The sequence below is a fragment of the Martinezella sp. CNPSo 3795 genome (genome assembly GCF_057784475.1).
Window position 1 is genome coordinate 396,441 of record NZ_JBXSOQ010000001.1, and the last position, 23,527, is coordinate 419,967.

Genomic DNA, 23,527 nt, shown 5'->3' on the forward strand with positions numbered 1-23,527 from the left:
TCCTATATGTTGGATGTTCTGCCCGATCTGGCGGCGTGGGGACTGTTCGGCCTTGCATTGTGTTCCGCAATCGAGAAGCTTGTCCCCATCCTACCGTCGATCGCCCTATTCTTGATGCTGGGCATGCTGGGTGTCGCCAACCCGGTTGATCTGCCTGCAGTGATCGCCGTTACCGCCGCCGGTTCAACGGCAGGCTCGCTGTTCTGGTATGGAATAGGCCGTTGGCTGGGACCTGCGCGTGGCGACCTCTTCGTGCTGAGGATGACCCGGCGTCTGGATATCAAAGAAGAGTGGTATCTGCGCCTGAAACGCAATTATCATGGTCATGCCATACGGGCCACGCTCTTCGGTCAGCTTGTGCCTATCGTTCGCGCCTATATGGCATTGCCAGCAGGTGTGCTTGCCATCCCGGCGCCAGGCTTTGCCATCGCGACATTCTGCGGCGCGTTGATTTGGAATACGCCGTTTCTGGTATCGGGTTATTTGCTGCGTCAACAAATATTGGCGCCAGATGCAGCAGCACCTGCCGCCGTCGCAGCAATCATCTTGGTCAATCTTCTGCTGCTTGCGCTGCTGCGATTTTACCGGCCAAGCCGCAGCGCGGCTTAGCCGGTCATCACGCTTGCCGTCGGCTATACGGTCAGAACGGCGTATATGACGCCGCCGTTTTCGCCGCGTGTAAGGGAAACATCGGCGATCGGGTGTTTGACCTTGTCGATGATCGACTGGACATCCTCGTCCGTTCGCCAGATCAGCGGCCAGTTCATGAAGGTCTCCATGTAGCCTTCGACGCCGATATCCTTGGCGAAGTTTGCGAGCAGGAACTTGCCGCCGGGCTTCAGCATCTGCAGGCAGCGTTCCGTCAGTCGTACGGCTACGCTTTCGGCCAGATAATCGTAAAGGCCGGCTGCATAGATGAAGTCGAACGTACCAAGCTTCTGCGCGCGCCCCAGAATGGTGCGAACGGAGCCGTTGATCGCTTCGATGCAGGTGCCATGGAAGGTCGAGCTCACCGCCCCGACACTGACCGGGTCCTGATCAAGCGCGACCCAGCGCTTGAGCCTGCCGCTTTGCAGAGCCTTTGAGAGCTCCGCTTCGCGAAGATGGCCGGCCGCGATTGCCAGGACTTCGGCGCCATCCGTCGCCTCCGCCACTGCATCGACGTGGGCTGCCAGGATCTCCCGCCTTTCTCGCACGGCGACGGCGGATGGTGCGCGCCGGGTGAAATCGTAAACTTCTGCGCCCAGCGCCGAAGCTTCCGCCACCTGTGCGGCAACGGCCGGATGTTCATAGATGAAATCCAGCAGATAGGCATCGCCGCTGTAGCCGCGCGGCTTTTCGAAGGACCATCGCGTCAGAGGGTCCTGCAGCAGGTAGGACGACACGGGATGCCCCTGCGCCACCGAGGCGAGATGTGCCCAGGTCAGGGGTGTCGTCTTGTTTTTCAGCGCCTGCAGACGCTCCGTCAAGGCTTGCATGGTGCCTGGAACGGGCGCGTTTGCTTCGAACGCCTGCTGCGTGAGGGAGAGAATGAGGGCGAGTTCGGCCTCGCCCTCCTTTATTTGGTCGGTTGCAATGTTGTTACCGGACGATCTCGTATGTTCCGAGATGGACTGGGAGGTAACGAGGCTGAAGCCATCAAGAGCGGTTTGAAATTGTTTCAATTTTAAATCATTCCGTGAACACTACGCAAACCATATCTCATATAAAAATTGAGCGCTATGGTTTTGTTAATGTCGCTGCGGCAACGCTGTCGTTATCAAACGGATCAAATTAGCCGCCGTGGTGAAGCGAGCGATTTGTTCATTCGAGCGACGCAAAGGTAACGCGGTGGACATGAGGTCTCGGCTAACTCGGGTGATGATGAGCATGCGTCGATTGTCGGGAAACAGCGATCTTGGTCAGAGCGAGGCTCGCATGACTAACCGCCCCGATGAGCTGCGCGGGCTCTACAAAGCCTATAGCAACGATGCGCGGCGCGTCTTGGCTCGCAGCGGTCTGTGGCTTGCCGTGCCCGTTTATATCCTCTTCCTGGTCACGGATCTGGTCTTCATTCCCGACGTCTCGCACGTGACGATCCCTGCGCGGTTTCTGATTGGGGGCTTTTCGCTTTTGATCCTGGAAATGCAGTTTTCGCGGCAACGTCGTGCCGGCGAGCTTGAGGCGACATGTGCTGCGGCCGTCGTTCTTGGATATGTCGTGTGGCTGCTGCCGGCATTGCAGACGGCCAATGCCGAGGCATTCTCCTATTATGCCGCCTTCGGCGCCATCTTCATGATGGGCGTTAACCTGTTCTTCAGCCTTGAGTTCGGCCTGGCACTGATGTCATCAGGGCTGATCTTCGCCTTTTTCCTACTGTCGCTGACGGAATTTCATTATAGCGCCGCCTACTGTCTGGCCTTCACCACCTTCTATCTCTGCTGCTTCGTGTTCACCTCCTATGTGAACTGGAAACTGAACAAGGAGCGTTTCAACGTCTTTCTCAATGCCAGGGAAGCGGAGCTGCAGCAGCGCCAGGCGACGGAACGCGGCGAGGCGCTTCTGCGGCTTTCGATTACGGATTCCCTGACCGGGATGGAGAACAGAAGAGCCGCGGATATAAGGCTGAAACAATTTTGGGATCGCTGGCGCGAGAAGGGCGCAGCATTCGCCATCCTGCTGGTCGATGTCGACTTCTTTAAGAAGTATAATGATTATTACGGCCATCAGGAGGGGGATCACTGCCTTGTGACGGTTGCCAATGCGCTGTCGAACATCGTTGCTCCACTCGGGGCAACGGTCGGACGTTATGGCGGCGAGGAATTCATCGTTATCCTCGATCTGGAGAGCAGTTCGGATGCGCTGGCTCTGGCGGATGCCATTTGTCAGGGGATAGAGGCTCTCGATATCGTCCATGCACAACGTCTGGACGGCTTCCGGCATGTCACGGTGAGTGTTGGAGCGACCATTACGAGAGACGTCGCCGGCGCGAAGCTGGAGAACGTGATCAACGAGGCCGACCGTGCTCTGTATTCGGCAAAGGCGAGCGGCCGCAATTGCGCACGGATCTTCGATCCGAACGAGCTGCCGGGCGGCGATGCGAGCGAGAATATCGCGGCCATTTTGAAGATCGCCATCCAGCAGAACCTCGTCTCGCTGGTCTATCAGCCGATCCAATATCTCCAGACTGGAGAAATCGGTGCCTATGAAGCTCTGATGCGCCTGCAGTTGCTCGACGGATCGAATGCTTCTCCGGCCGTCTTTATCCCGATAGCGGAACGCACCGGCGCCATCATGGAACTCGGCTATTGGGCGATCAGAAGGGCCTGCTGTGATTTGCTTACCCGCGACATTGTCGACACGGTCAGCATAAACGTCTCCCCGATCCAGCTGCGGGCTCCGGGTTTCGCCGCGCAGGTGGCCGCTATTCTGGCGGAAACGGGCGTTTCGGGTCACAGGGTGGCGTTCGAGATCACCGAGGGCGTCGATATGGAGATACGCCCCGATGTCCTCGACAGCATTAAGGATCTGAAGAAGCTCGGCATCAAATTCTGGCTGGATGATTTCGGTACAGGTTTTGCCGGATTGTCATGGCTGCGGCTGATGGAATTCGAAACCGTCAAGATCGATAAATCCTTCCTGCACGACGCGGCAAGCAACGACGGTGCGAAGATCCTTCTCGAGGACATCATCGGCCTGGTGCGCAATCGCGGCCATCGCATTCTGGTCGAGGGCGTGGAGGACGAGGAGCAACTCAATCTCGTCAAATCCTTTGGCATCGATGCCGTTCAGGGATACCATATCGGCCGTCCTGCACCGGCGCTCAAGCATCCGATTACGATGATGCATACGAGTCGCCGCCGTCTGCAGGCATCGGCCTGAAGCGCAGGCCGCCTCCAGGGCGTGGGTGATGAGAATGGCAAGCGTCGATCTGTCCGAGGTCTACCGAGGCTATATTGCCTGCCTGAACAAGCAGGATTGGTCGAATCTGGGTAAATTCGTCCATGAAGACGTGCATTACAATGACGCCTACATTGGACTATCAGGCTATCGGCAAATGCTCGAAGGCGATTTTCGCGCCATTCCCGATCTTCATTTCGATATCACTCTACTGATCTGCGAACCGCCACGCGTCGCAAGCCGCCTGCAATTTGATTGTAGGCCGACGGGAATGCTGTTCGGTATGGCGGTGAATGGCAGAAGGGTGCAGTTTGCCGAGAATGTCTTCTATGAGTTTCTGGACGGGCGAATCCGGAACGTCTGGTCTGTCATCGACAAGGCTGCAATCGCAGCTCAGCTCTAGGACTTCTTCCCAAGGCGCAACGCGATAAAGCCTGCTGCGAATGCCGCGAGGCCGCTTGCGATAATCGGGCCGGAATAGCTGCCGGTATGGTCGAAAATAAAGCCTGCTGCAGTTGGCCCGATCAGGGCTGCCACACCCACGGCCGAATAGAGATACCCGATAACCGCACCAATCTGGCGTGTGCCGAACAGATCGGCGGCGACAGCCGGATAAAGGCCGACGCACCCGCCATAGCTCATGCCGAAGATCAATGCGAACAAGATCAGCTGGATCATGCCTGATGCCGACGCCCATATGGCAAAGGAGGCCGCGACTGCAAGGGTGAGCGATGCCAGGAGTTGCCGACGGCCGAAGCGATCTCCCAGGCCTGCCAGAAAGAAGCGGCCGATGACGCTGCCGACACCGATAACGCTGACAAGGGCGGTTCCGTCCTGAATGGAAAGTCCCATGTCGCGGGCGGCGGCGACGATATGAACATAGGGGATGAAGGTGCACAGAGAGGACAGGAGAAGCACTATATAGAAAAGCCAGAACCGTCCGTCGCGCCATATAGCGGGGAGCTTGGGATTGCCGGCGTGCGCCGGGAACGAGATCGTACCGTCACGGCGCTTGCGGACAAGCAGAGCCGCCGGTATGCCAAAAATGGCGAAGATGCAGGCAAGCGCAAGGAAACACCCTCGCCAGCCGATGAAGGGAAGAGCCTGGCCGATGGCGAAGGGCAGGATCAAGGTCCCAAGCCCAATCCCGGCCGTCGCGACGCCCGACGCCTGGCTTCGTTTGTGGATGAACCAGGATTGCACCGCTCCGATCGCCGGAACGTATGACAGGCCGATCCCAAATCCGACGCCGAAGCCATACCAGATGTAAAGTGCGGTCAAGGATCCGGCACGACTAGCGGCGATATAGCCAATGATCATTGCTCCCAGTCCCAGAAGAACAAGGCTGCGCGACGACCATCTGTCGGCGAGAGGCCCGGCAATCGCGCCGAGCGAGTAGAAGAGAAATGCGGAAATGGAAAAGACGAGGGCGACCTCGCCGCGCGACGCATTGAACTCCGCAGCAAGCCCCGGCAAAGTGGCGGAGAAGGAGTAGGCGGCTCCGAACGTCACGGTCGTCAGCACATGGGTGGCGGCAACGACCTTCCATCCTTCCCGCGTATCGGCTTCTTCATGGTCGCGCGAAAGGATAAGGTCGGACATATCGGGCTCTGCAAAAGATCGTGCTGCCGGTCAATATGCTTCACGGGGCTACGTTCGAGAAATGAATAGTGCTGATGGCGCCTATTGATTCTCTTGATCCATCCCACCGTTGACGGACAGGGCTATTCGCGAATTGCCTGCGAGGCGGCCAGGTCGGTTTCAATGAAGACGCATGATCTGTCTGCCGTTTGCAGCAGTGTGTCTGCCACGCTGCCATAGGAGAGGCTGCCACTGGCTCGCTTGCTCACGCCGAGCACGATCAGATTATATTTGCCGCTTCGGGCGTGCCGCAGGATCGAGAGCTCCGGTGACGGTCCTTGCTGAACCACCTTCTCGATCTCGACGCCATAGTAATCCGCGATCGCGCCGACCTTGTTGAGAACGTCCCATTGGTCATTGCCTCGGTCGCTGATGCGCGGAATGGCTCTGACCTGTCGCGGTTCAACGATCCGCAGCAGGGCGCAATGGGCTCCCGCCGCCTTCGCAATCGCAAGCCCGAATTCGGCTGCCCGGACGGAGCGTTCGGTGCCGCTGACCGGCAGCAGGATTCTCAAGTCCTGGGGACGTTCGGGGAGCATACCGCGTGCTGTTACGATAGCTGACGTTCCCTGGAAGGCAGAGGTCATGATTTGCAGGGCCGTGCTGAAGCGCCCGTCTTCGCCCATGGTCGGTTCGATGCCCATGAAGAGGAGATCGTGGCCGGCACCCGAGACATCTTCGAGCATGGTTTCCAGCGTGTCGTTCTTCTCCCAGACCGTAACATGGATATCGCTTTCGCTGGCCATATCCTGCTTCGGGGAAGCCGACGCCAGTAAATCGGTCGCGCATTGTCTCAAATCGTCAGCGACGGCTCGACCTTGCGGCGCTGCGCCTGTCGTCGCTGTATCATTTGGATCGTATATTGCGTCGCGTGGTTCCCTGATATCCAGGACGGTGACAGGCATCTTGCGCGTCACGGCGAAGAAGGCGGCGATCCACGTGGCGAGGCGGCTGCTTTGCGAGCCATCCACGGTCAGCAGGATGCGTTCGAAATTTCCGAGGAAGCTTTCGCTTTCGAATTCTTCACGTTCGAGCCGGTCACGCTCCTCTTCGCGCAATGGCAGGCGGGCAAGCGCCCAGCGAAGTGTTGGTGGCATCGCCATCGTAGTGATGACGGCCATGGCGACAATGATGGAGAAGAGTTTCTCGTCCAATACGCCGACGGACAGGCCTATGGTCGCGACGATGACTTCCGTCGATCCCCTGGCGTTCATTCCACAGCCGAGCGCCAGAGCTTCGGATGCCGAATAGCCGCCAAACTTGGCGGCGGCAAAAGCGCCTCCGAACTTGCCGATGCTCGCTATGATGACGATGGCGGCCGTCAGCAGCAAGATGGAGGGATCGGCCAGCACGGTAAGATCGGTCTGCAGGCCAGTCAGCCCGAAGAAAACAGGCATGAACAGCGCCGTCGTCAAGCCGCGAAGCTGGACGTCGATCTGTCGGGTAAGGATCGGCGATTCACCGACGAGAATGCCGGCGACGAAGGCGCCGAGCACGGTATGGACGCCGATGAGATTGGTGATGATGGCCATCCCGCCCATGATCGCAACGATGGCGCTGAGCACGGGCAGGTCGCTGCGAAAATTATCGTTGGTCCAGCGGATGATCTCGAACACGATCCGCCGTCCTACAGTGAAGCTCACGGCCATGAAGGCCAGTGTGCCGATGACGCTGGTCGCCAGTGTCATGAGATCGACCGTCCCTTTTTCCGCAAGACCAAAGGTTATGGCGATGATGACCCACCCAACCGTATCGTCGATAATGGCCGAAGCGACGATCAGCTGACCGATGTTCCGGCGCATGAAATCCATTTCGCGGACGACGGAGGCGACGATCTTCACGGAAGAGATGGAAAGCGCGGTACCAAGAAAAAGTGATGTGACCAGCCGCTTTTCGGGATCGGGAAGAAAGGCGTCCGGGATGAGCTCGCCGAGTGCAAAGCCGGCCGCAAAGGGAATGACGATGCCCGTCAACGAAACGCCGGCCGCCGATTTGCGCAGGCGTTTCGCAAGAGCGAGATCGGTCTCCATGCCTGCGAGCAGCAGGAGAAAGAGAATGCCGAGCTGGCCGATCGCGTCGGTCATGCTCTTTTGTGCGCCCTCCGAAGGAAAAAGGCTCGCCTGTGCATGGGGGAAGATTAAGCCGAAAAGGGAGGGGCCGAGAATGATGCCGGCAATGATCTGACCCATGATCGATGGCTGGCCGATGCGCACCATCAATTCGCCGAGCAATCTGCCCGATACCACAAGCAGAATGATCTGGACCAGGAACAGCCCTTCCGAAGGGTGGCTGGCCTTCTGCCCTTCGACAGCGAAGGCGGATTGCGCAATCGACAGCAACAGGGTGATGGCAATGAGAATGATAACGGCGGCTGACGGAAATGCTTTTAAGACATTCTGGCGTGATGGCATGGACTGATCCCACTGAGCAGCAGGAAAAACGCGCCAGAACCTTTGCCGTTCCAGTTTTATCGCTGGTTGCAGCCTTCAATGACCCGGCGTCGGGTTTCGGCCGCGAGCATGATCCGCCGCTCATGTGGCGCCGGACCCCCGCCTGTTCGCAACGATCAGACCCGTTCCAGCGCGATGGCGATGCCCTGGCCGACGCCGATGCACATGGTCGACAGCGAATAGCGGCCGCCGGTTTCCTTCAGCTCCAGGGCGGCGGTACCGGTGATGCGGGCACCGGACATGCCAAGCGGATGACCGAGCGCGATGGCGCCTCCGTTGCGGTTGACGCGCGTATCATCATCGGCAATGCCGAGTTCGCGCAGCACGGCAAGCCCCTGCGAAGCGAAGGCCTCGTTCAATTCGATAACGTCGAACTGTTCCTGGTCCATGCCGAGGCGCGTCATGAGCTTGCGGGAGGCGGGAACCGGGCCGATCCCCATGATGCGCGGGGGAACACCGGCGGCCGCACCGCCGAGAATGCGGGCAATCGGTGTCAGGCCGTATTTCCTGGCAGCTGCCTCTGAAGCAATGATGAGCGCGGCAGCGCCATCATTGACGCCGGAGGCGTTGCCGGCCGTCACCGTGCCGCCTTCCTTCTTGAAGGGCGTGCCGAGCTTTGCAAGCGCCTCCATGGTGGTTGCGCGCGGATGCTCGTCCTTGCCGACAATGACAGGATCGCCCTTGCGCTGCGGGATCGTGACCAAAGTGATTTCCTTGGCAAGCCGGCCGTTTTCCTGTGCCGTGGCTGCCTTTGCCTGCGAACGAACGGCAAAGCCGTCCTGGTCTTCGCGGCTGACCTTGTAATCTTCTGCGACGTTCTCGCCGGTTTCCGGCATGGAATCCACGCCGTATTGCTTCTTCATGACAGGGTTGATGAAGCGCCAGCCGATGGTGGTATCGTAGATCTCGGCATTGCGCGAAAAGGCGCTTTCAGCCTTGGGGATGACGAAGGGCGCGCGCGACATGCTTTCGACGCCGCCGGCGATCATCAAATCAGCCTCGCCGGCGCGGATGACGCGGGCGGCTGCGATAACGGCATCCATGCCCGAACCGCAAAGCCGATTGATCGTCGTGCCGGGCACTGAAATCGGCAGGCCGGCCAGCAGGCTTGCCATGCGCGCGACGTTGCGATTGTCCTCGCCCGCCTGGTTGGCGCAGCCATAGATCACGTCGTCGACGGCTTCCCAGTCGACAGAGCCGTTGCGTTCGATCAGCGCCTTCAGTGGTATTGCACCGAGATCGTCGGCGCGGACGGAAGAAAGCGATCCGCCGAAGCGGCCGATCGGCGTGCGGATGTAATCACAGATGAAGGCTTCGGTCATGGTCTTCTCCCTACGGCATGGCGCGCAAAAGTGAGCAGCGGATTTGCGACAACGGCATGCGAAATATTATAAGCTTAAAGCATTGCGCGCGAATCTGAAAGATCGCAACGAGCTTTAGAGCGTCGGCACGATCAGGTCGGCAACCGGGCCGTCTGTATGCAGGGGCGCACCGGTCATCGCTTGCAGCTCGTTCATCGTCATGGCAGCGAGTTTTTCGCGCACGACGAAACCTTGCTTGCCAATGTCGATGACTGCATGGCTCGTATAGATACGGGTGATGCAGCCGACACCGGTCAGCGGAAAGGTGCAGGCCTCCACCAGTTTCGGTTTGCCGTCCTTCGTCACATGTTCGGTGATGACAAAGACCTGCTTGGCGCCATGGACCAGATCCATGGCTCCGCCGACGGCAGGTACACCCTTGGAGCCGACGCGCCAATTGGCAAGATCGCCGTTCTGCGCCACTTGATAGGCGCCGAGGATCGCGACATCCAGATGGCCGCCACGCACCATGGCGAAGCTATCGGCGTGGTGGAAAAAGGACGCGCCCGGTTTCAGCGTGACGGCCTTTTTGCCGGCGTTGATCAGATCCCAATCTTCCTCGCCTTCCGCCGGCGGCTCGCCGAAATTCAGGATGCCGTTTTCGGTGTGGAAGATCGCCTGGCGGCCCGGCGGCTGATAGCGGGCGACCATTTCCGGAAAACCGATGCCGAGGTTAACATAGGCGCCGTCTTCGATATCCTGAGCCGCGCGCCAGGCGATCTGGGCGTTGGAGAGCTTGATGTCTTCGCGTGTGTCGATGGTCATACGTAGGCCACTCCAGCTCGAATGAGATTTTCTTCCTGCTGCGGATCAGCGACTTCAACGACACCATTGACGAAGATGCCGGGGGTTACGATGTGCTCGGGATCGAGCTCGCCGGCGGCAACGATTTTCGAGACCTGTGCGATCGTCTTGGCCGCGGCCATGCACATCAGCGGATTAAAATTGCGGCCGGCCTTGTTGTAGATGAGATTGCCCTGCACGTCGCCGACTTCAGCCTTGACGATGGCAAAATCGGCCTTGAGCCAGCGCTCTTGAACATAGTGGCGGCCGTCGAATTCGGCGATGACCTTGCCGTTGGCGAGTTCGGTGCCATAGGCGGTTGGGGTATAAAAGGCTGGAATGCCGGCGCCGCCGGCACGGATACGTTCGGCGAGCGTCCCCTGAGGCACCAGCTCCAGCTCTATTTCGCCAGCTAGATAGCGGTCGGTGAAGGCGCGCGGATCGGACGAACGCGGGAAGGAGCAGATCATCTTCCTGACCATGCCGGCATCGATCATCGCAGCGATGCCGATACGCCCGTTGCCGGCATTGTTGTTGATGACGGTCAGGTTCTTCGGGCCTTTGTCGATCAGCGCATGAATGAGTTCGATCGGCGCACCGGAGCCGCCAAAGCCACCGATCATGACGGTCGCACCATCGCCGATCTCGGAGACGGCAGCCGCCGTGCTCGCAATTGTCTTATCCATGCGCAAACTCCCACTTGCCAATGCGGGCGGACCAAGGCGCCCCGTCCTCTTCCTTTCGAATAGATCAGCAAGGGCTGGACGGCAATTATTTTGTGCGATATTTGACATTTGTTCATATATCGCACAAAATGCCGCCAAAATCGGGGATCAGAGATGCGCGAAACGGATTTCGTCAGCGGCTTTGCCAAGGGATTGAAAGTCATCGAAGCCTTCGGCGAGACGCAGCAGCGCCTGACGATTGCCGAAGCATCGAAGCTGACCGGCCTCGATCGCGCCACCGTGCGCCGTTCGTTGCTGACGCTCTCCGAACTCGGCTATGCCACTTATGACGGCAAATTCTTCACGCTGACGCCGAAGATCCTGAGGCTCGGCCACGCCTATCTGGCCGCGACGCCGCTGCCGACGATCATCCAGCCCCATCTCGATCAGCTTGCTGAGCGCGCCGGGCAGAATGCGTCAGCCTCGGTGCTCGACGGCACGGAGGTCGTCTACATCGCCCGCGCCTCGCAGCGCCGGGTGATGTCGATCAACTTGACGCCGGGCAGCCGGCTTCCGGCCTTCTGCGCCTCGATGGGCCGCGTTCTGCTGGCCGCTTTGCCGGAAAGCGAGGCGCGCTCCGTGCTTGGGCGAACCGACCTCAAGGCGAACACGCCCAATACCAGGACCGATCCGGAGGAGCTGATGGCGGAATTCCGCCGGGTGAGGGAACAGGGCTACGCCGTTATCGACCAGGAACTGGAGATCGGGCTGTGCTCGATTGCCGTGCCGGTCGAAAACGACCGTGGCCAGACTGTGGCGGCGATCAATATCGGCGCACCGGCCGCCTATGTCGCGGCTTCCGACATGGCCGAGCGCTTTCTGTCGCTGCTGAAAGAGACGCAGAAGGCACTGCGGCTAGTGCTGCCGTAGCTTTTGTGTATTTTCGGGGCCATCCTCGTCCTTCGAGGCTCCGCCTTCGGCTGCGCACCTCAGGATGAGGATGGAGCATGCCCGACGCTCGATATGCTTTGGAGCCTCTTTTTGGCGAAGTGAGAGGATTAGCCCTCATGGTGAGGAGGCCTGTAAGGCCGTCTCGAACCACGAGGGCGGGTGATTACCCGATTGATTTCTGTTCACATTCCCAACCTCTCCCTCTCCTCGATGCGCCAGGCGCGCGGCGTCTGGCCGGTCTGCTTGACGAAGAAGCGGGAGAAATAGGCGGGGTCGGCAAAGCCGAGGCGATAGCTGATTTCCTGAACGGTCGCGAAGGTGAAGACCAGCTCGCGCTTGGCCTCATCCAGCAGCTTGCGTGTGATCAGCTCGTGCGCGCCATGCCCGGTTCTGCCACGCACGATGCGGCTGAGATGGGCCGGCGAGATGCCAAGGCTTTCCGCATAGAAGGCGGCCGGCTTGTGCGAACGGAGGTGGCGCTGGATGAGGCCCTGCAGCATCTCCATACGGCGCTCGCTCTCGTCGCCTGGGTTCGACCCGTCGTCGGCGTTTTGGGCGATCCGCGCCGTCAACAGCAAGGCCGCGGTCAGATAGGCCTCCAGCAGGTCGTTGCGGCCGCTGCGGTGGCTTGCGAATTCTTCGCCCAGACGTTTCAGCGTGCTGGCGACGTGCGCGGCATCTTCGTTGCCGGTGTCGAGCAAGGTCAGATGCGGATCGGCAAGCCATGTCCCGAGCCTGCTGCGATCGCCAGGCGAGGCCTTCAGATGCGAGATCAGCACCGTGATGACGAAGCCCTCTATGTCTCGCGAAAACCGGAAGCCGTGATTGAGGCGTGGCGGAATAGTAATCACGGCGGGTGGCGTAATGGCGTGGGAAATTCCGTCGAAGATTGCGTCGCCGGATCCGGCATCTATGTACAAGATCTGAAAGAAGCTCTCATGCCGGTGTGGACGGATTTCCCAGTGATGGAGGCTGCTGCGAGAGGAGATCGTCTCGCAATGTAGCCAGAAATCGGGCTTGCGACCGGTATTTTCGCCATAGAGCTCATAGGTCGGCACATTCTTCGTCATGGCACTCCTCGCTTACCATGTTCGATTTGTGCAATTTCGTGGCCGAAATGTCCATTGCGGACTTACCTCGCGCCGAAGAGACTTGAGGCAAGAAATACGCATGGGAGGAGACGATGCGCACTCAAGTCGCCATTATCGGTTCGGGGCCGTCCGGGCTTTTGCTCGGCCAGCTGCTGACGGAGGCCGGCATCGACAACATCATTCTCGATCGGGTCGGCAAGGATTATATTCTCGGCCGCGTGCGCGCCGGCGTGCTGGAGGAAGGCACCGTCCGATTGCTGGACGAGGCAAAATCCAGCGCGCGGCTGTATGCCGAGGGCTTGCCGCATGACGGCTTCTCGCTCGCCTTCGACGGCCGTGATCATCGTATCGACCTTCATGGCCTCACCGGCGGCAAGCGGGTCGTCATCTATGGACAGACGGAGATGACCCGCGACCTGATGGCCCGCCGCGAGGAAAGCGGCGCTCTAACCATCTACAGCGCTGCCAACGTCCAGGCGCACGGGTTCGATGGCGATATGCCCTATCTGACCTATGAGAAAGACGGCGTTTCCCATCGCATTGATTGCGATTTCATTGCCGGCTGCGACGGCTTTCATGGCGTCAGCCGCAAATCGGTTCCGGAAAAGGCAGTCCGCAGCTTCGAGAAGGTCTATCCCTTCGGCTGGCTCGGCGTGCTGGCGGAAGTAGCGCCCGTCAATCACGAGCTGATCTATGCCAACCATCCCCGTGGTTTTGCGCTCTGCTCGATGCGGTCGATGACGCGCAGCCGCTATTACATCCAATGTCCGCTCGACGAGAAGGTCGAGGACTGGAGCGACGATCGCTTCTGGGACGAGCTGCGCCGTCGATTGCCGGCCCATCATGCCGAGGCGCTGGTGACCGCACCACCCTTCGAGAAATCGATCGCGCCGCTGCGCTCCTTCGTGGCCGAGCCCATGCGTTTTGGCCGCCTCTTCCTGGTTGGCGATGCGGCCCATATCGTGCCGCCGACCGGTGCCAAAGGGCTCAATCTGGCGGCAAGCGACGTGCATTACCTGTTTTCGGGTCTTGTCGAGCATTATCAGGATCGCTCCAATACCGGATTGGATGCCTACTCGGCTCATGCGCTCGCCCGGGTCTGGAAGGCGGTGCGCTTCTCCTGGTGGATGACAACGATGATGCATCGCTTTCCCGATACCAGCGATTTCGACCAGAAAATCCAGGAAGCCGAACTCGACTATCTCACCCATTCGCGTGCCGCGTCGACCGCGCTCGCCGAGAATTATGTCGGCCTGCCGTTCTGAGCGAGCTTTTAGAGCTTCTTGGCGATCTCGCTTGCCGCTTGCCGGATGGTCTGCATCAGGATCGACAAGGGAAGGGTGGGGATGGCGTCGGTGCGCATGGTCAAGCCCACCGGCCCCTTCGTCTCGCTGGTATCGATCGGCAGAAGTGCTAATAGTCCGTCCTCGACATCGCCGGCAACGACGCCGGCCGAGATGATCCAGATAGCGTCGCTCGAGCGCACGAAGGCGCGGCCGAAGGAATCGGAGACGGTCTCGATCTGGTTGGGCAGCCCGCCGGCGCCGTTGGCGATCAGAAAGCTCTCGACGAAGGGTCGGATGATCGAGCCGCGCGTCGGCATCAGGACTGTATAGCGATTGAGATCGGAAAATAGCGACTGCCTGTCGGACAGAAGCGGATGGCCGGCCCTGACGGCGAAGACGACCTGTTCGGAGTAGAGGTGCTCGAAGGAAAAGCCGGTCATTTTGTCGGGGCTTGCCAATCGGCCGACGACCAGATCGAGATCGCCGATGCGCAACTGCTCCAGAAGGACCGCGTTTTCGCCGGTCACGATCTTGATGCGGCTCCAGGTCTCTTCCTTGAGAAACAGGTCCATTGCCCGCGGCATGATCCGCGTCGAAACCGTCGGCAATGCGCCGACGCGGATCGGCGGCGCTTCGCCGGAGCGCTCCTGCGAGACGGAATCCAGCCCTTGTCGGAGTGCTGTCAATGCGGCACCGGCATGGCGAAGGAAGACTTCGCCGTAGCGGGTGATGCGGATGCCGCGCCCGTCGCGCTCGAAGACGGCGACACCAAGCGCTTCTTCCAGCTCGCGGATGGTCTTCGTCACCGCCGGCTGGCTGATATTCAGCAGGCCAGCCGCCTTGATCACGCTTTTCTGGCGCGCAACCTCGACAAAGGTCTGCAGATGGCGGAACTTGATGCGTGCGTCGAGCATGCTCACCCATAACCCCGGAGTTATCGTAGAGCAAAGAAATATCATTTTACCTAACCAGATTATACATCCAATCTCGCACCCGAGGAGATTTCCAGTGCAGTTTGCCCGCATCAACGACGTCACGATCCATTACCAGATCATTGGCGGCCCCGCCGACAAGCCGGTTCTTGTCTTTGCCAATTCGCTCGGCACCGATTTCCGGATCTGGCGGGATGTGATCGTGCGGCTCGCCGGCGATTTCGCCATCGTGCTTTACGACAAACGCGGCCATGGTCTCTCCGATCTCGGCCAGATGCCCTATACCATTGAGGACCATGCGACCGACCTCGCCGGCCTGCTCGATTTTCTCTCGGTCAAAAATGCGATCGTTTGCGGCCTGTCGGTCGGCGGGCTGATCGCGCAGTCGCTCTATCAGCGGCGACCGGACCTGGTACGGGCGCTGATCCTCTGCGATACTGCCCCCAAGATCGGCACGACCGAGAGCTGGAATGCCCGCATCGCCAAGGTCGAGGCTGATGGTATCGAATCCATCGTCGATTCCATCATGGAGCGCTGGTTCACGCCCGCCTTCCGTCGTCTGGAAAACCTCGCCTATGCCGGCTATTGCAACATGCTGATCCGCCAGCCGGTTGCGGGCTATGCCGCTACCTGCGCGGCCCTTCGCGATGCCGATCTGACCGAAGCCGCGGCAAAGATCGCCGTGCCAACCATCTGCATCGTCGGCGATCAGGACGGCTCGACGCCGCCGGAGCTGGTGCTTTCGACGGCAAAGCTTATTTCGAATGCGCGTTATGAAGTTATCAAAGACGCGGGCCACATCCCCTGCGTCGAACAACCCGAGGCGTTGACCGAAGTCATCCGTGCCTTCATCGATGTCGTCCTGCGTGGAGAACAAGCCTGATGAATGATCCCACCGCGCCGTCCGAGCGTTATCTGCAGGGCATGGGAACGCGCCGCGCAGTCCTGGGCGACGAGCATGTCGATCGCGCGCAACAGGGCGTGACAGAGTTTGACAAGCCTTTCCAGGAGCTGATCACCGAAGCGGCCTGGGGGCACGTCTGGTCGCGCCCGACGCTCAGCCGTCGCGAGCGCTCCATCGTGACGATCGCGCTTCTGGCGGCACTCGGCCAGGATGACGAGGTGGCAATGCATGTGCGCGCCACGCGCAACACCGGCGCGACGCGCGACGATATCTGCGAGGCGCTTCTGCATGTGGCGATCTATGCCGGCGTGCCGGCGGCAAACCACGCGATCAAGATCGCCAAGCAGGTTTTCGAACAGATGGACGCCGAACAGGCGGCATGAAGCGAGGCAGACATGTCCGATAGAAGCAACAGCAAGCCCGAAACGGGCGCCTTTTTCGCGAGAGACCGCGCCTGGCATCCGCCGGCCCTCGCGCCCGGCTATAAGACGTCCGTATTGCGCTCGCCGCAGCGCGCATTGCTGTCGCTTGACGGCACGATCTCGGAGATCACCGGGCCGGTCTTCGGCCATTCCATATTGAACGAGCTCGATAACGACCTGATCCATAATTTTGCCAAGCCGGGCGAGAGCGCTATCGGCGAGCGGATTATTGTCCATGGCCGCGTGCTCGATGAGCGCGGCCGGCCGGTGCCGGGCGTCCTGCTCGAGTTCTGGCAGGCCAATGCCGGCGGCCGTTATCGCCACAAGAAGGAAACCTATCTCGCGGCCATCGATCCGAATTTCGGTGGGTGCGGCCGCGCCATCACCGATGATGAAGGCCGCTATGCCTTCCGCACCATCCGCCCCGGCGCCTATCCCTGGCCGAACGGCGTCAACGACTGGCGCCCTGCGCATATCCACTTCTCCGTCTTCGGCCATGGCTTTGCGCAGCGGCTGATCACGCAGATGTATTTCGAGGGCGATCCAATGATCTGGAAATGTCCGATCGTCGGCACGATCCCCGACAAACAGGCGATCGAGCAGCTGATCGCACCGCTCGACTGGGGCAATACGATCCCGATGGATGCCCGCGCCTATAAATTCGACATCGTGCTGCGTGGTCGCCGGTCGACCTTGTTCGAAAACCGGCTGGAGGGCAATTGATGGTACAGGATCTCGGTTATCTCAAGGAAACGCCGTCGCAGACGGCAGGGCCTTACGTCCATATCGGTCTGACGCCGAACTATAGCGAGATCGGCGGTGTCTACGAAACCGACCTTGGCTCCGTCATGTTGAACGACAAGACGCTCGGCGAGCGTATCACCGTGACGGGCAGGGTTCTCGATGGCGCGGGAGCGCCGGTCAAGGATGCTGTTCTCGAAATCTGGCAGGCCGACAGTGCCGGGCTCTACAACAGCCCCTCGGAGCTGCGCGGCACGGCTGATCCGAATTTTACCGGCTGGGGGCGTTGCCCAACCAGCTCGACCGACGGCGTCTTCCGTTTCGAGACCATCAAGCCGGGCCGTGTTCCCTTCAAGGACGGCCGCAAGATGGCGCCGCACATCACCGTCTGGATCGTGGCACGCGGCATCAATATCGGCCTGCACACGCGCATGTACTTCCCCGAAGAGGCCGCCGCCAACGCCGAGGATCCCTTGCTGCAACGGATCGAACATAAGGATCGTGCGGCAACGCTGATCGCCCACAAGGAAGGTTCCGTCTACACGTTCGATATCTATTTGCAGGGCGACAAAGAGACGGTTTTCCTCGATATATAGGCCATGAGCGTTTCTCCCTTCGACCACCCTTTTCTGTCTGGTCTTCTCGGTGACGAGGAGATGGCGGCATATTTTTCCGCCGAGGCTGATATCCGCGCCATGCTCTCTTTCGAAGCGGCACTTGCCAAGGTCGAGGCGCAGCATGGTTTGATCCCGCAGGAGGTGGCTGGACGGATCGCGGAGGTCTGCACGACTTTCGAGCCTGACCTGCCAAGCCTGAAGACGGCAACGGCGTCCGATGGCGTCGTCGTACCCGATCTTGTTCGGCAGTTGCGCGAGGCGGTCGGTGAGGATGCAGGCAAGCATGTCCATTTCGGCGCCACCAGCCAGGATGTCATCGACACCAGCCTGATGCTACGTCTGAAGGCGGCCGCTTTTGTCCTGATTGGTCGTCTTTTCGCGGTATCGTCCGCGCTTACCAAACTGGATGAGCGTTTCGGTTCGAACCGGCTCATGGGCCGCACCCGGATGCAGGCCGCGATCGCAATCACCGTGTCCGATCGGCTGCGGGCGTGGCAGCATCCGCTCGATCAGTATCGCGATCGGCTGACGCAGGAAAGCTTCCCGCTGCAGTTCGGCGGCGCGGCGGGCACGCTCGAAAAAATCGGCGAGAAGGCAGCCGAAGTAAGGAGCGCGCTGGCGCAGGCGCTTGGGCTTACGGACGAGCCGCAATGGCAGAGCCAAAGGGCGCGCATTGCCGAGCTGGCGGGGTTGCTCTCCATGATCTCGGGCAGCCTTGGCAAGATCGGCCAGGACGTGGCACTTCTGGCGCAGGCGGGCGACGAGATCGAACTCGCCGGCGGCGGCGGCTCCTCCGCCATGCCGCACAAGCAAAATCCGGTCGCGGCTGAAACGCTTGTCACGCTAGCTCGCTTCAATGCCGTCCAGCTTTCCGGCATTCACCAGTCGCTGGTACACGAGCAGGAGCGCTCTGGCGCCGCCTGGACATTGGAATGGCTGCTATTGCCGCCTATGGTGGTGGCAACGGCAGCTTCATTGCGCCACGCGTTGCAACTGGTCGGTTCGATCAAGCGCTTGGGAACGACGGCTGAGTAGGATATTCGTCGCATCCATAACTGAATCGGTATGGAAGCAAGGTTTTATTTCATTTTACATCACCATTTCTCATGAGAAATTGGCGATGATCAGAATTTGAATGATCAAGGGCAGCTCAAAAAGACGGCTGCCGGGAGGAGAGAAAATGAAACGGTTTGTCTTGGCCGCCATTGCGGCCGTTGCTCTTGGCGGTGCTGCCTATGCCGATACTATCAAGGTCGGCGTCATCGGTCCGTTTTCGGGTCCGTTCGCGCTGCAGGGCAAGAATTTCAAGGCTGGCATCGATGCCTATATGGCCGTCAATGGCAAGAAGGTCGGCAATGATGAGGTGGAGGTGATCTATCGCGACGTGCCGCAGGCCGATCCCGCCCAATCGAAGTCGCTCGCCCAGGAGCTCGTCGTCAAGGAGAAGGTCCAGTATCTCGCCGGGTTCTACTTCACGCCGGATGCGATGGCCGTGACGCCGATCCTCAAGCAGGCCAATGTGCCGATGGTGATCTTCAACGCTGCCACTTCGGTAATCGTCACCAAGAGCCCGCTCGTCGTACGCACGTCCTTCACCACTTGGCAGACCTCGACGCCGATCGCCAAGGTTGCCTACGATGCCGGCGTGAAGAAGGTCATCTCCGTCGTCAGCGACTACGGTCCGGGCGTCGATGCCGAAAACGCGTTCAAGGCCGGCTTCGAAAAGCAGGGTGGCGAAGTGGTGCAGGCGATCCGCATGCCGCTCTCGACCAATGACTTCAGCCCGATCATGCAGCGCATCAAGGATTCCGGCGCGCAGGGCGTCTTCGCCTTCCTGCCCTCCGGCCCGACTACGCTCGGCTTCGTCAAGGCCTATAATGAGAATGGCCTGAAGTCCGCCGGCATCAAGCTCTTTGCGCCGGGCGACCTGACACAGGAGTCCGATCTGCCGGCGCTTGGTGATGCCGCGCTCGGCATGCAGACGACCTTCCATTACGCGATTTCGCATGACTCGCCCGAAAACAAGGCTTTTGTCGCAGCCGCCGACAAGGCGATCGGCAATCCGGCCGAGCTGACCTTCCCGGCCGTGGGCGCCTTCGATGGTATGCATGTCATCTACAAGATGATCGAGGCGACCGGCGGCAAGCAGGATGCGCAGAAGGCGGTCGATGCCGTGAAGGGCCTGTCCTGGGTCAGCCCGCGCGGTCCCGTTACTATCGATCCCGAAAGCCGACATATCACGCAGAACATCTATTTGCGCGAGGTCGCCAAGGGCGATGACGGCAAGTACTACAACAAGGAAATCCAGACCTTCGAGAAGCAGGGCGATCCCGGCCTTGCCGCTGCGAAGTAAGTTGCGCCAAAACTTCATGCGCCTGAGTGTAGACATCCTCAGGCGTGTGATGGCAGCGGCCGCGCTACACAAACCGGACCAGCGATATCAATGCAAACCGTGCTCAGCATAGCAGTCGATGCCCTCGCTTACGGCATGGTGCTGTTCGTCATCTCCATCGGCCTTTCCGTCACCATGGGGCTGATGCGCGTCGTCAATCTGGCCCACGGCGCCTTTGCCATGATCGGCGGCTATATCGCTTCCTATGCGGCGCGCGATCTAGGGCTTGGTTATGGCGCCGCCGTATTGCTGGCGGTCGTCGGCACCGTCATCATCTCCATCCCGATCGAACGGTTGCTTTATCGGCGCATCTATGGCGCGCCTGAATTGACGCAGGTGCTGATGACGATCGGCATCACCTTCTGCATCATCGGCATTGCCAATTATGTCTTCGGCCCAACCTTGAAAACCATCCCCTTGCCGGGCAGTCTGCAGGGCTCCGTCGATCTTGGCTTCCGCACCATTGGCACGCATCGCATTTTCGCAATCACCTGCGGTCTCATCGTCGCCTTGGCCTTGTGGTACACGATCGAGAAGACCTCCTTCGGCGTCAAGCTGCGTGCCTCCGTCGATAATGCCGCGATGGCGGCCGCTCTCGGCGTCAGGACGGAAATCGTTTATGCGGTCAGCTTCGCCATTGCCGTCGGGCTGGCCGCCTTCGGTGGCGTGGTGGGTGCGGAGCTTCTGCCGGTCGAGCCCTATTATGCCCTGCGCTACATGGTGACCTTCTTGGTTGTCGTCTCGGTCGGCGGCGCGGGCTCGATCTCCGGTGCGCTGCTCGCCTGCCTCATTCTTGGCTGCATCGATACGACTGGCCGCTACCTCATGCCGGAATATGGGGAATTCTTTTTCTATCTGGCCGTCATTGCCATTGTCTGCGTCTTCCCGCGCGGCTTTGCCGGGAGAATGAAGTAACATGGCGCTGACGCTTGAAAGAGAGGCCGCTTCGATCGTGACCAGACATCGCACACTTGGACAGGATTTTATCGCGGTGGCGGTCATCGTCCTGCTGGCTGCCGCCGGCTACCTGCTGTTTCCGGATAATCTCGCTCTTCTCACCCGACTGATCGCGATCGCGCTTCTCGTCCTATCGCTCGATCTTGTCACCGGCTATTGCGGCGTGGCGACTCTCGGCCATGCGGCGTTGTTCGGCGCGGGTGCCTATGCAGCCGGCATTGCGTCAGCCCATTACGGCATCAACGATCCCTTGCTGATGACGCTTGCCGGCATCGCCGGCGGCGCGGCTGCCGGGTTGATTTGCTCCATTGTCATTTTGAGAGCTCATGGCCTGCCGCAGCTCGTGCTCTCGATTGCGCTGATCTATCTCTTCCACGAATTCGCCAACAAGGCGTCGAGCTGGACAGGCGGCAGCGACGGCCTGTCGGGTATTTCAGCTGATCCGCTGTTCGGTGTTTTCGAATTCGATCTCTATGGGCACACGGCCTACTTCTATGGCGTGGCACTGTTGCTGATCGTGCTCGTGCTTTTGCGCTTTCTCGTGCGTTCGCCCTTCGGCATGCTCTGCCGCGGCATCCGGCAGGATCCCTTGCGCATCCGCGCTATGGGTGCCTCGCCGAAAGTAGCTCTCATCAAGATGTATGTCATTTCCGGTGCTGTTGCCGGCATCGGCGGTGCGCTGAATGCGATCTCTACGCAGGTCGTCGGTCTCGACAGTCTCTCCTTCACACAATCGGCCGAGGCTCTGGTCATGCTCGTGCTCGGTGGCACCGGATCGCTGTTTGGTGCGCTCGTCGGCACGCTGATCTTCATGCTTTTCGAGGATTATGTCTCCGCCGCCAACCCCTTCCATTGGCTGACGATCGTCGGCGGGCTTCTCATCCTCGTTGTTCTCTTCGCGCCCAAGGGTATTTACGGCACGGCGGCTGCCTATGTGGCCCGTCGTAGGGAGGCGCGGGCATGAGCGTGATTTTCGAAGTCAGCAATCTGAAGAAGGCGTTCGGCGGGCTGACGGTGACGAACAATGTCAGCCTGTCGATGGCGCCGGGCGACCGCGTCGCTCTCATTGGCCCGAACGGCGCCGGCAAGACCAGCTTCGTCAATCTCGTGACGGGCAATCTGCAGGCGGATTCCGGTGAAGTCCGCATTGCCGGTCAGAACGTCAACAAGGTCGATGCCATCGGTCGTGTGCGACGCGGGCTGGTGCGCTCGTTCCAGGTGACGCGGCTGTTTCAGGATATGACGCCGGCCGAGCATGTCGGCATGGCGGTGCTGCAGCGGACGGGTCGCTCCGGTCGCATGTTCGGTAACTTCCTCTCCATGCGCGATGTCATGGCCGAAACGGAGGAACTACTCGGAACGCTCGGCCTCAGCGCGCTTGCGCATCGCAAAGTCAGCGAGATTGCCTATGGCCAGCAGCGGCTATTGGAAATTGCCGTTGCCATGGCGCTGAAGCCGAAGGTGCTTTTGCTGGACGAGCCCGCCGCCGGCGTGCCGCAGAGCGACACCGGCCGCATCGAGCAGGCGCTGGCCGATCTGCCTGCCGATCTCGCCGTGCTGATGATCGAGCATGACATGGACCTCGTTTTCCGTTTTGCCAAGCGCGTCGTGGTGCTTGCGGCCGGCACGATCATATTCGACGGATCACCGAAAGACGTGACGCAGGATGCGCGGGTGCGCGAAGCCTATCTGGGGAGCTACGCCAATGCCGGCCACGCCGCTTGAAGTCGAAAATCTGTCGGCCGGTTATGGTCCGACACGGGTGCTGGAAGGCGTCTCCTTTTCCGTGCCGGCAGGCGGACGGCTCGCCGTGCTCGGCCGCAATGGCATGGGCAAGAGCACGCTGCTGGCCACGCTCGCCGGGCAGACCCGGCGCTATGATGGCCGCATCCGGCTCGGCTCGGCCGATATCGCCGGCTTACCGAGCGCACGCCGCGCTCATCAGGGCCTCGGCTATGTGCCGCAGACGCGTGACGTCTTTCCGACGCTGACGGTGGAGGAAAATCTGTCCGTCGGGCTGAAGGGGCGGCCGAAGGCCGCCCTGCAGGAAGCCTATGACATGTTTCCACGCCTGCAGGAGCGCCGCAGAAACCTCGGCGGCCAGCTTTCCGGCGGCGAGCAGCAGATGCTGTCGACGGCCCGCACCATCCTCGGCCGGCCCTCAGTCCTGCTTCTGGACGAGCCGCTGGAGGGGCTTGCCCCCGTCATCTGCGAGGAACTGATGGCGGCCTTTACCAAGCTCGCCAAGGCGGGCGACATGACGATCCTGCTGGTGGAGCAGCGCATCCAGAGCGCATTGGATTTTGCCAGCGATGTCATTATTCTGGAGCGCGGCCGGCTGGCCTGGAAGGGTACACCCGAGGCGCTGGCCGCGGATCATCACGCGGTTGAACGCCTGCTCGGCGTTGGTGGCCTGCACTAGCACCTTTTACAGCGGCCTCGCGCCCTTGCATTT

At 60.3% G+C, this 23,527-nt stretch carries 23 protein-coding genes; 15 read left to right on the plus strand and 8 right to left on the minus strand.

Features of this window, described 5'->3' with window-relative positions; all coding sequences use genetic code 11:
- Nucleotides 1–6: 6 nt before the first annotated feature.
- Complete coding sequence (locus tag AC13QY_RS01920; protein ID WP_233788591.1) at nt 7–609, plus strand: DedA family protein; 603 nt, start codon at nt 7–9, stop codon at nt 607–609.
- 23 nt (nt 610–632) lie between these two features.
- On the opposite strand, the gene AC13QY_RS01925 is transcribed toward AC13QY_RS01920, so the two are convergent.
- On the minus strand, nt 633–1,664 hold the full coding sequence (locus AC13QY_RS01925) for a class I SAM-dependent methyltransferase (RefSeq protein ID WP_113329572.1): 1,032 nt from the start codon (nt 1,662–1,664) through the stop codon (nt 633–635).
- Between the two features lie 253 nt (nt 1,665–1,917).
- Between AC13QY_RS01925 and AC13QY_RS01930 the strand changes: the two genes are divergently transcribed.
- Nucleotides 1,918–3,861: a putative bifunctional diguanylate cyclase/phosphodiesterase gene (locus AC13QY_RS01930; protein ID WP_233788568.1), complete on the plus strand. Its 1,944-nt coding sequence runs from the start codon at nt 1,918–1,920 to the stop codon at nt 3,859–3,861.
- Between the two features lie 34 nt (nt 3,862–3,895).
- On the plus strand, nt 3,896–4,282 hold the full coding sequence (locus AC13QY_RS01935; RefSeq protein WP_152095407.1) for an ester cyclase: 387 nt from the start codon (nt 3,896–3,898) through the stop codon (nt 4,280–4,282).
- Here AC13QY_RS01935 and AC13QY_RS01940 read toward each other — a convergent pair.
- The 5 genes from AC13QY_RS01940 to AC13QY_RS01960 form a co-directional block, all read right to left on the minus strand.
- The gene (locus tag AC13QY_RS01940) at nt 4,279–5,481 is read right to left on the minus strand and encodes an MFS transporter (RefSeq protein ID WP_152095408.1); all 1,203 of its coding nucleotides are present in this window, start codon (nt 5,479–5,481) and stop codon (nt 4,279–4,281) included. The genes AC13QY_RS01935 and AC13QY_RS01940 overlap by 4 nt on opposite strands.
- Nucleotides 5,482–5,603: 122 nt before the next feature.
- Nucleotides 5,604–7,931 carry a cation:proton antiporter domain-containing protein gene (locus tag AC13QY_RS01945; RefSeq protein ID WP_152095409.1) on the minus strand — a complete coding sequence of 776 codons (2,328 nt, stop codon included), beginning with the start codon at nt 7,929–7,931 and terminating at the stop codon, nt 5,604–5,606.
- A gap of 155 nt (nt 7,932–8,086) precedes the next feature.
- Complete coding sequence (pcaF, locus tag AC13QY_RS01950; protein ID WP_113350651.1) at nt 8,087–9,292, minus strand: 3-oxoadipyl-CoA thiolase; 1,206 nt, start codon at nt 9,290–9,292, stop codon at nt 8,087–8,089.
- A 114-nt stretch (nt 9,293–9,406) separates the two neighbouring features.
- Nucleotides 9,407–10,096 carry a 3-oxoacid CoA-transferase subunit B gene (locus AC13QY_RS01955; RefSeq protein ID WP_113350650.1) on the minus strand — a complete coding sequence of 230 codons (690 nt, stop codon included), beginning with the start codon at nt 10,094–10,096 and terminating at the stop codon, nt 9,407–9,409.
- Nucleotides 10,093–10,800: a 3-oxoacid CoA-transferase subunit A gene (locus AC13QY_RS01960; RefSeq protein ID WP_069610268.1), complete on the minus strand. Its 708-nt coding sequence runs from the start codon at nt 10,798–10,800 to the stop codon at nt 10,093–10,095. Before AC13QY_RS01960 ends, AC13QY_RS01955 begins: the two co-directional genes overlap by 4 nt.
- Nucleotides 10,801–10,953: 153 nt before the next feature.
- Here AC13QY_RS01960 and AC13QY_RS01965 point away from each other — a divergent pair, with 153 nt between their 5' ends.
- Nucleotides 10,954–11,709 carry an IclR family transcriptional regulator gene (locus AC13QY_RS01965; protein WP_113329580.1) on the plus strand — a complete coding sequence of 252 codons (756 nt, stop codon included), beginning with the start codon at nt 10,954–10,956 and terminating at the stop codon, nt 11,707–11,709.
- Nucleotides 11,710–11,912: 203 nt separating this feature from the next.
- Here AC13QY_RS01965 and AC13QY_RS01970 read toward each other — a convergent pair whose 3' ends face one another.
- Nucleotides 11,913–12,800, minus strand: coding sequence for a helix-turn-helix domain-containing protein (locus tag AC13QY_RS01970; protein ID WP_113350649.1), 888 nt, complete (start codon nt 12,798–12,800; stop codon nt 11,913–11,915).
- A 113-nt stretch (nt 12,801–12,913) separates the two neighbouring features.
- On the opposite strand from AC13QY_RS01970, the gene pobA reads away from it, so the two are divergent.
- Nucleotides 12,914–14,086: a 4-hydroxybenzoate 3-monooxygenase gene (gene pobA / locus AC13QY_RS01975; RefSeq protein WP_113350648.1), complete on the plus strand. Its 1,173-nt coding sequence runs from the start codon at nt 12,914–12,916 to the stop codon at nt 14,084–14,086.
- An 8-nt stretch (nt 14,087–14,094) separates the two neighbouring features.
- On the opposite strand, the gene pcaQ is transcribed toward pobA, so the two are convergent.
- Nucleotides 14,095–15,021 (minus strand): pca operon transcription factor PcaQ, encoded by a 927-nt coding sequence (gene pcaQ / locus AC13QY_RS01980; protein WP_113350647.1) that lies wholly within the window; start codon nt 15,019–15,021, stop codon nt 14,095–14,097.
- Between the two features lie 94 nt (nt 15,022–15,115).
- On the opposite strand from pcaQ, the gene pcaD reads away from it, so the two are divergent.
- The 10 genes from pcaD (at nt 15,116) to AC13QY_RS02030 (ending at nt 23,494) form a co-directional block, all read left to right on the plus strand.
- The gene (gene pcaD, locus AC13QY_RS01985; protein ID WP_113350646.1) at nt 15,116–15,922 is read left to right on the plus strand and encodes a 3-oxoadipate enol-lactonase; all 807 of its coding nucleotides are present in this window, start codon (nt 15,116–15,118) and stop codon (nt 15,920–15,922) included.
- Nucleotides 15,922–16,326 carry a 4-carboxymuconolactone decarboxylase gene (gene pcaC, locus AC13QY_RS01990; RefSeq protein ID WP_113350645.1) on the plus strand — a complete coding sequence of 135 codons (405 nt, stop codon included), beginning with the start codon at nt 15,922–15,924 and terminating at the stop codon, nt 16,324–16,326. The genes pcaD and pcaC overlap by 1 nt, the downstream gene beginning before the upstream one ends.
- A 12-nt stretch (nt 16,327–16,338) precedes the next feature.
- Nucleotides 16,339–17,088 (plus strand): protocatechuate 3,4-dioxygenase subunit beta, encoded by a 750-nt coding sequence (gene pcaH / locus AC13QY_RS01995; RefSeq protein WP_113350644.1) that lies wholly within the window; start codon nt 16,339–16,341, stop codon nt 17,086–17,088.
- A complete protein-coding gene (pcaG, locus tag AC13QY_RS02000) occupies nt 17,088–17,702 on the plus strand; it encodes a protocatechuate 3,4-dioxygenase subunit alpha (protein WP_113350643.1) in 615 nt (204 codons plus the stop codon). The genes pcaH and pcaG overlap by 1 nt, the downstream gene beginning before the upstream one ends.
- A gap of 3 nt (nt 17,703–17,705) precedes the next feature.
- A complete protein-coding gene (locus tag AC13QY_RS02005; protein WP_113350642.1) occupies nt 17,706–18,758 on the plus strand; it encodes a 3-carboxy-cis,cis-muconate cycloisomerase in 1,053 nt (350 codons plus the stop codon).
- 145 nt (nt 18,759–18,903) lie between these two features.
- On the plus strand, nt 18,904–20,076 hold the full coding sequence (locus AC13QY_RS02010; RefSeq protein ID WP_113350641.1) for an ABC transporter substrate-binding protein: 1,173 nt from the start codon (nt 18,904–18,906) through the stop codon (nt 20,074–20,076).
- 90 nt (nt 20,077–20,166) lie between these two features.
- Entirely contained in the window at nt 20,167–21,030 is an 864-nt protein-coding gene (locus AC13QY_RS02015; RefSeq protein WP_113350640.1) for a branched-chain amino acid ABC transporter permease, read from the plus strand.
- Nucleotide 21,031: 1 nt separating this feature from the next.
- Nucleotides 21,032–22,036, plus strand: coding sequence for a branched-chain amino acid ABC transporter permease (locus tag AC13QY_RS02020; protein WP_113350639.1), 1,005 nt, complete (start codon nt 21,032–21,034; stop codon nt 22,034–22,036).
- Nucleotides 22,033–22,797, plus strand: coding sequence for an ABC transporter ATP-binding protein (locus AC13QY_RS02025; protein ID WP_113350638.1), 765 nt, complete (start codon nt 22,033–22,035; stop codon nt 22,795–22,797). Before AC13QY_RS02020 ends, AC13QY_RS02025 begins: the two co-directional genes overlap by 4 nt.
- Nucleotides 22,778–23,494: an ABC transporter ATP-binding protein gene (locus AC13QY_RS02030; protein ID WP_113350637.1), complete on the plus strand. Its 717-nt coding sequence runs from the start codon at nt 22,778–22,780 to the stop codon at nt 23,492–23,494. The genes AC13QY_RS02025 and AC13QY_RS02030 overlap by 20 nt, the downstream gene beginning before the upstream one ends.
- Nucleotides 23,495–23,527: the final 33 nt, after the last annotated feature.

Bases quoted from the DNA above. Each gene is read 5' to 3' on its own strand.
- AC13QY_RS01920 (WP_233788591.1), top strand. From the start codon at position 7: ATGTTGGATGTTCTGCCCGATCTGGCGGCGTGGGGACTGTTCGGCCTT.
- AC13QY_RS01930 (WP_233788568.1), top strand. From the start codon at position 1,918: ATGACTAACCGCCCCGATGAGCTGCGCGGGCTCTACAAAGCCTATAGC.
- AC13QY_RS01935 (WP_152095407.1), top strand. From the start codon at position 3,896: ATGGCAAGCGTCGATCTGTCCGAGGTCTACCGAGGCTATATTGCCTGC.
- AC13QY_RS01940 (WP_152095408.1), bottom strand. From the start codon at position 5,481: ATGTCCGACCTTATCCTTTCGCGCGACCATGAAGAAGCCGATACGCGG.
- AC13QY_RS01945 (WP_152095409.1), bottom strand. From the start codon at position 7,931: ATGCCATCACGCCAGAATGTCTTAAAAGCATTTCCGTCAGCCGCCGTT.
- pcaF (WP_113350651.1), bottom strand. From the start codon at position 9,292: ATGACCGAAGCCTTCATCTGTGATTACATCCGCACGCCGATCGGCCGC.
- AC13QY_RS01955 (WP_113350650.1), bottom strand. From the start codon at position 10,096: ATGACCATCGACACACGCGAAGACATCAAGCTCTCCAACGCCCAGATC.
- AC13QY_RS01960 (WP_069610268.1), bottom strand. From the start codon at position 10,800: ATGGATAAGACAATTGCGAGCACGGCGGCTGCCGTCTCCGAGATCGGC.
- AC13QY_RS01965 (WP_113329580.1), top strand. From the start codon at position 10,954: ATGCGCGAAACGGATTTCGTCAGCGGCTTTGCCAAGGGATTGAAAGTC.
- AC13QY_RS01970 (WP_113350649.1), bottom strand. From the start codon at position 12,800: ATGACGAAGAATGTGCCGACCTATGAGCTCTATGGCGAAAATACCGGT.
- pobA (WP_113350648.1), top strand. From the start codon at position 12,914: ATGCGCACTCAAGTCGCCATTATCGGTTCGGGGCCGTCCGGGCTTTTG.
- pcaQ (WP_113350647.1), bottom strand. From the start codon at position 15,021: ATGCTCGACGCACGCATCAAGTTCCGCCATCTGCAGACCTTTGTCGAG.
- pcaC (WP_113350645.1), top strand. From the start codon at position 15,922: ATGAATGATCCCACCGCGCCGTCCGAGCGTTATCTGCAGGGCATGGGA.
- pcaH (WP_113350644.1), top strand. From the start codon at position 16,339: ATGTCCGATAGAAGCAACAGCAAGCCCGAAACGGGCGCCTTTTTCGCG.
- pcaG (WP_113350643.1), top strand. From the start codon at position 17,088: ATGGTACAGGATCTCGGTTATCTCAAGGAAACGCCGTCGCAGACGGCA.
- AC13QY_RS02005 (WP_113350642.1), top strand. From the start codon at position 17,706: ATGAGCGTTTCTCCCTTCGACCACCCTTTTCTGTCTGGTCTTCTCGGT.
- AC13QY_RS02010 (WP_113350641.1), top strand. From the start codon at position 18,904: ATGAAACGGTTTGTCTTGGCCGCCATTGCGGCCGTTGCTCTTGGCGGT.
- AC13QY_RS02015 (WP_113350640.1), top strand. From the start codon at position 20,167: ATGCAAACCGTGCTCAGCATAGCAGTCGATGCCCTCGCTTACGGCATG.
- AC13QY_RS02020 (WP_113350639.1), top strand. From the start codon at position 21,032: ATGGCGCTGACGCTTGAAAGAGAGGCCGCTTCGATCGTGACCAGACAT.
- AC13QY_RS02025 (WP_113350638.1), top strand. From the start codon at position 22,033: ATGAGCGTGATTTTCGAAGTCAGCAATCTGAAGAAGGCGTTCGGCGGG.
- AC13QY_RS02030 (WP_113350637.1), top strand. From the start codon at position 22,778: ATGCCGGCCACGCCGCTTGAAGTCGAAAATCTGTCGGCCGGTTATGGT.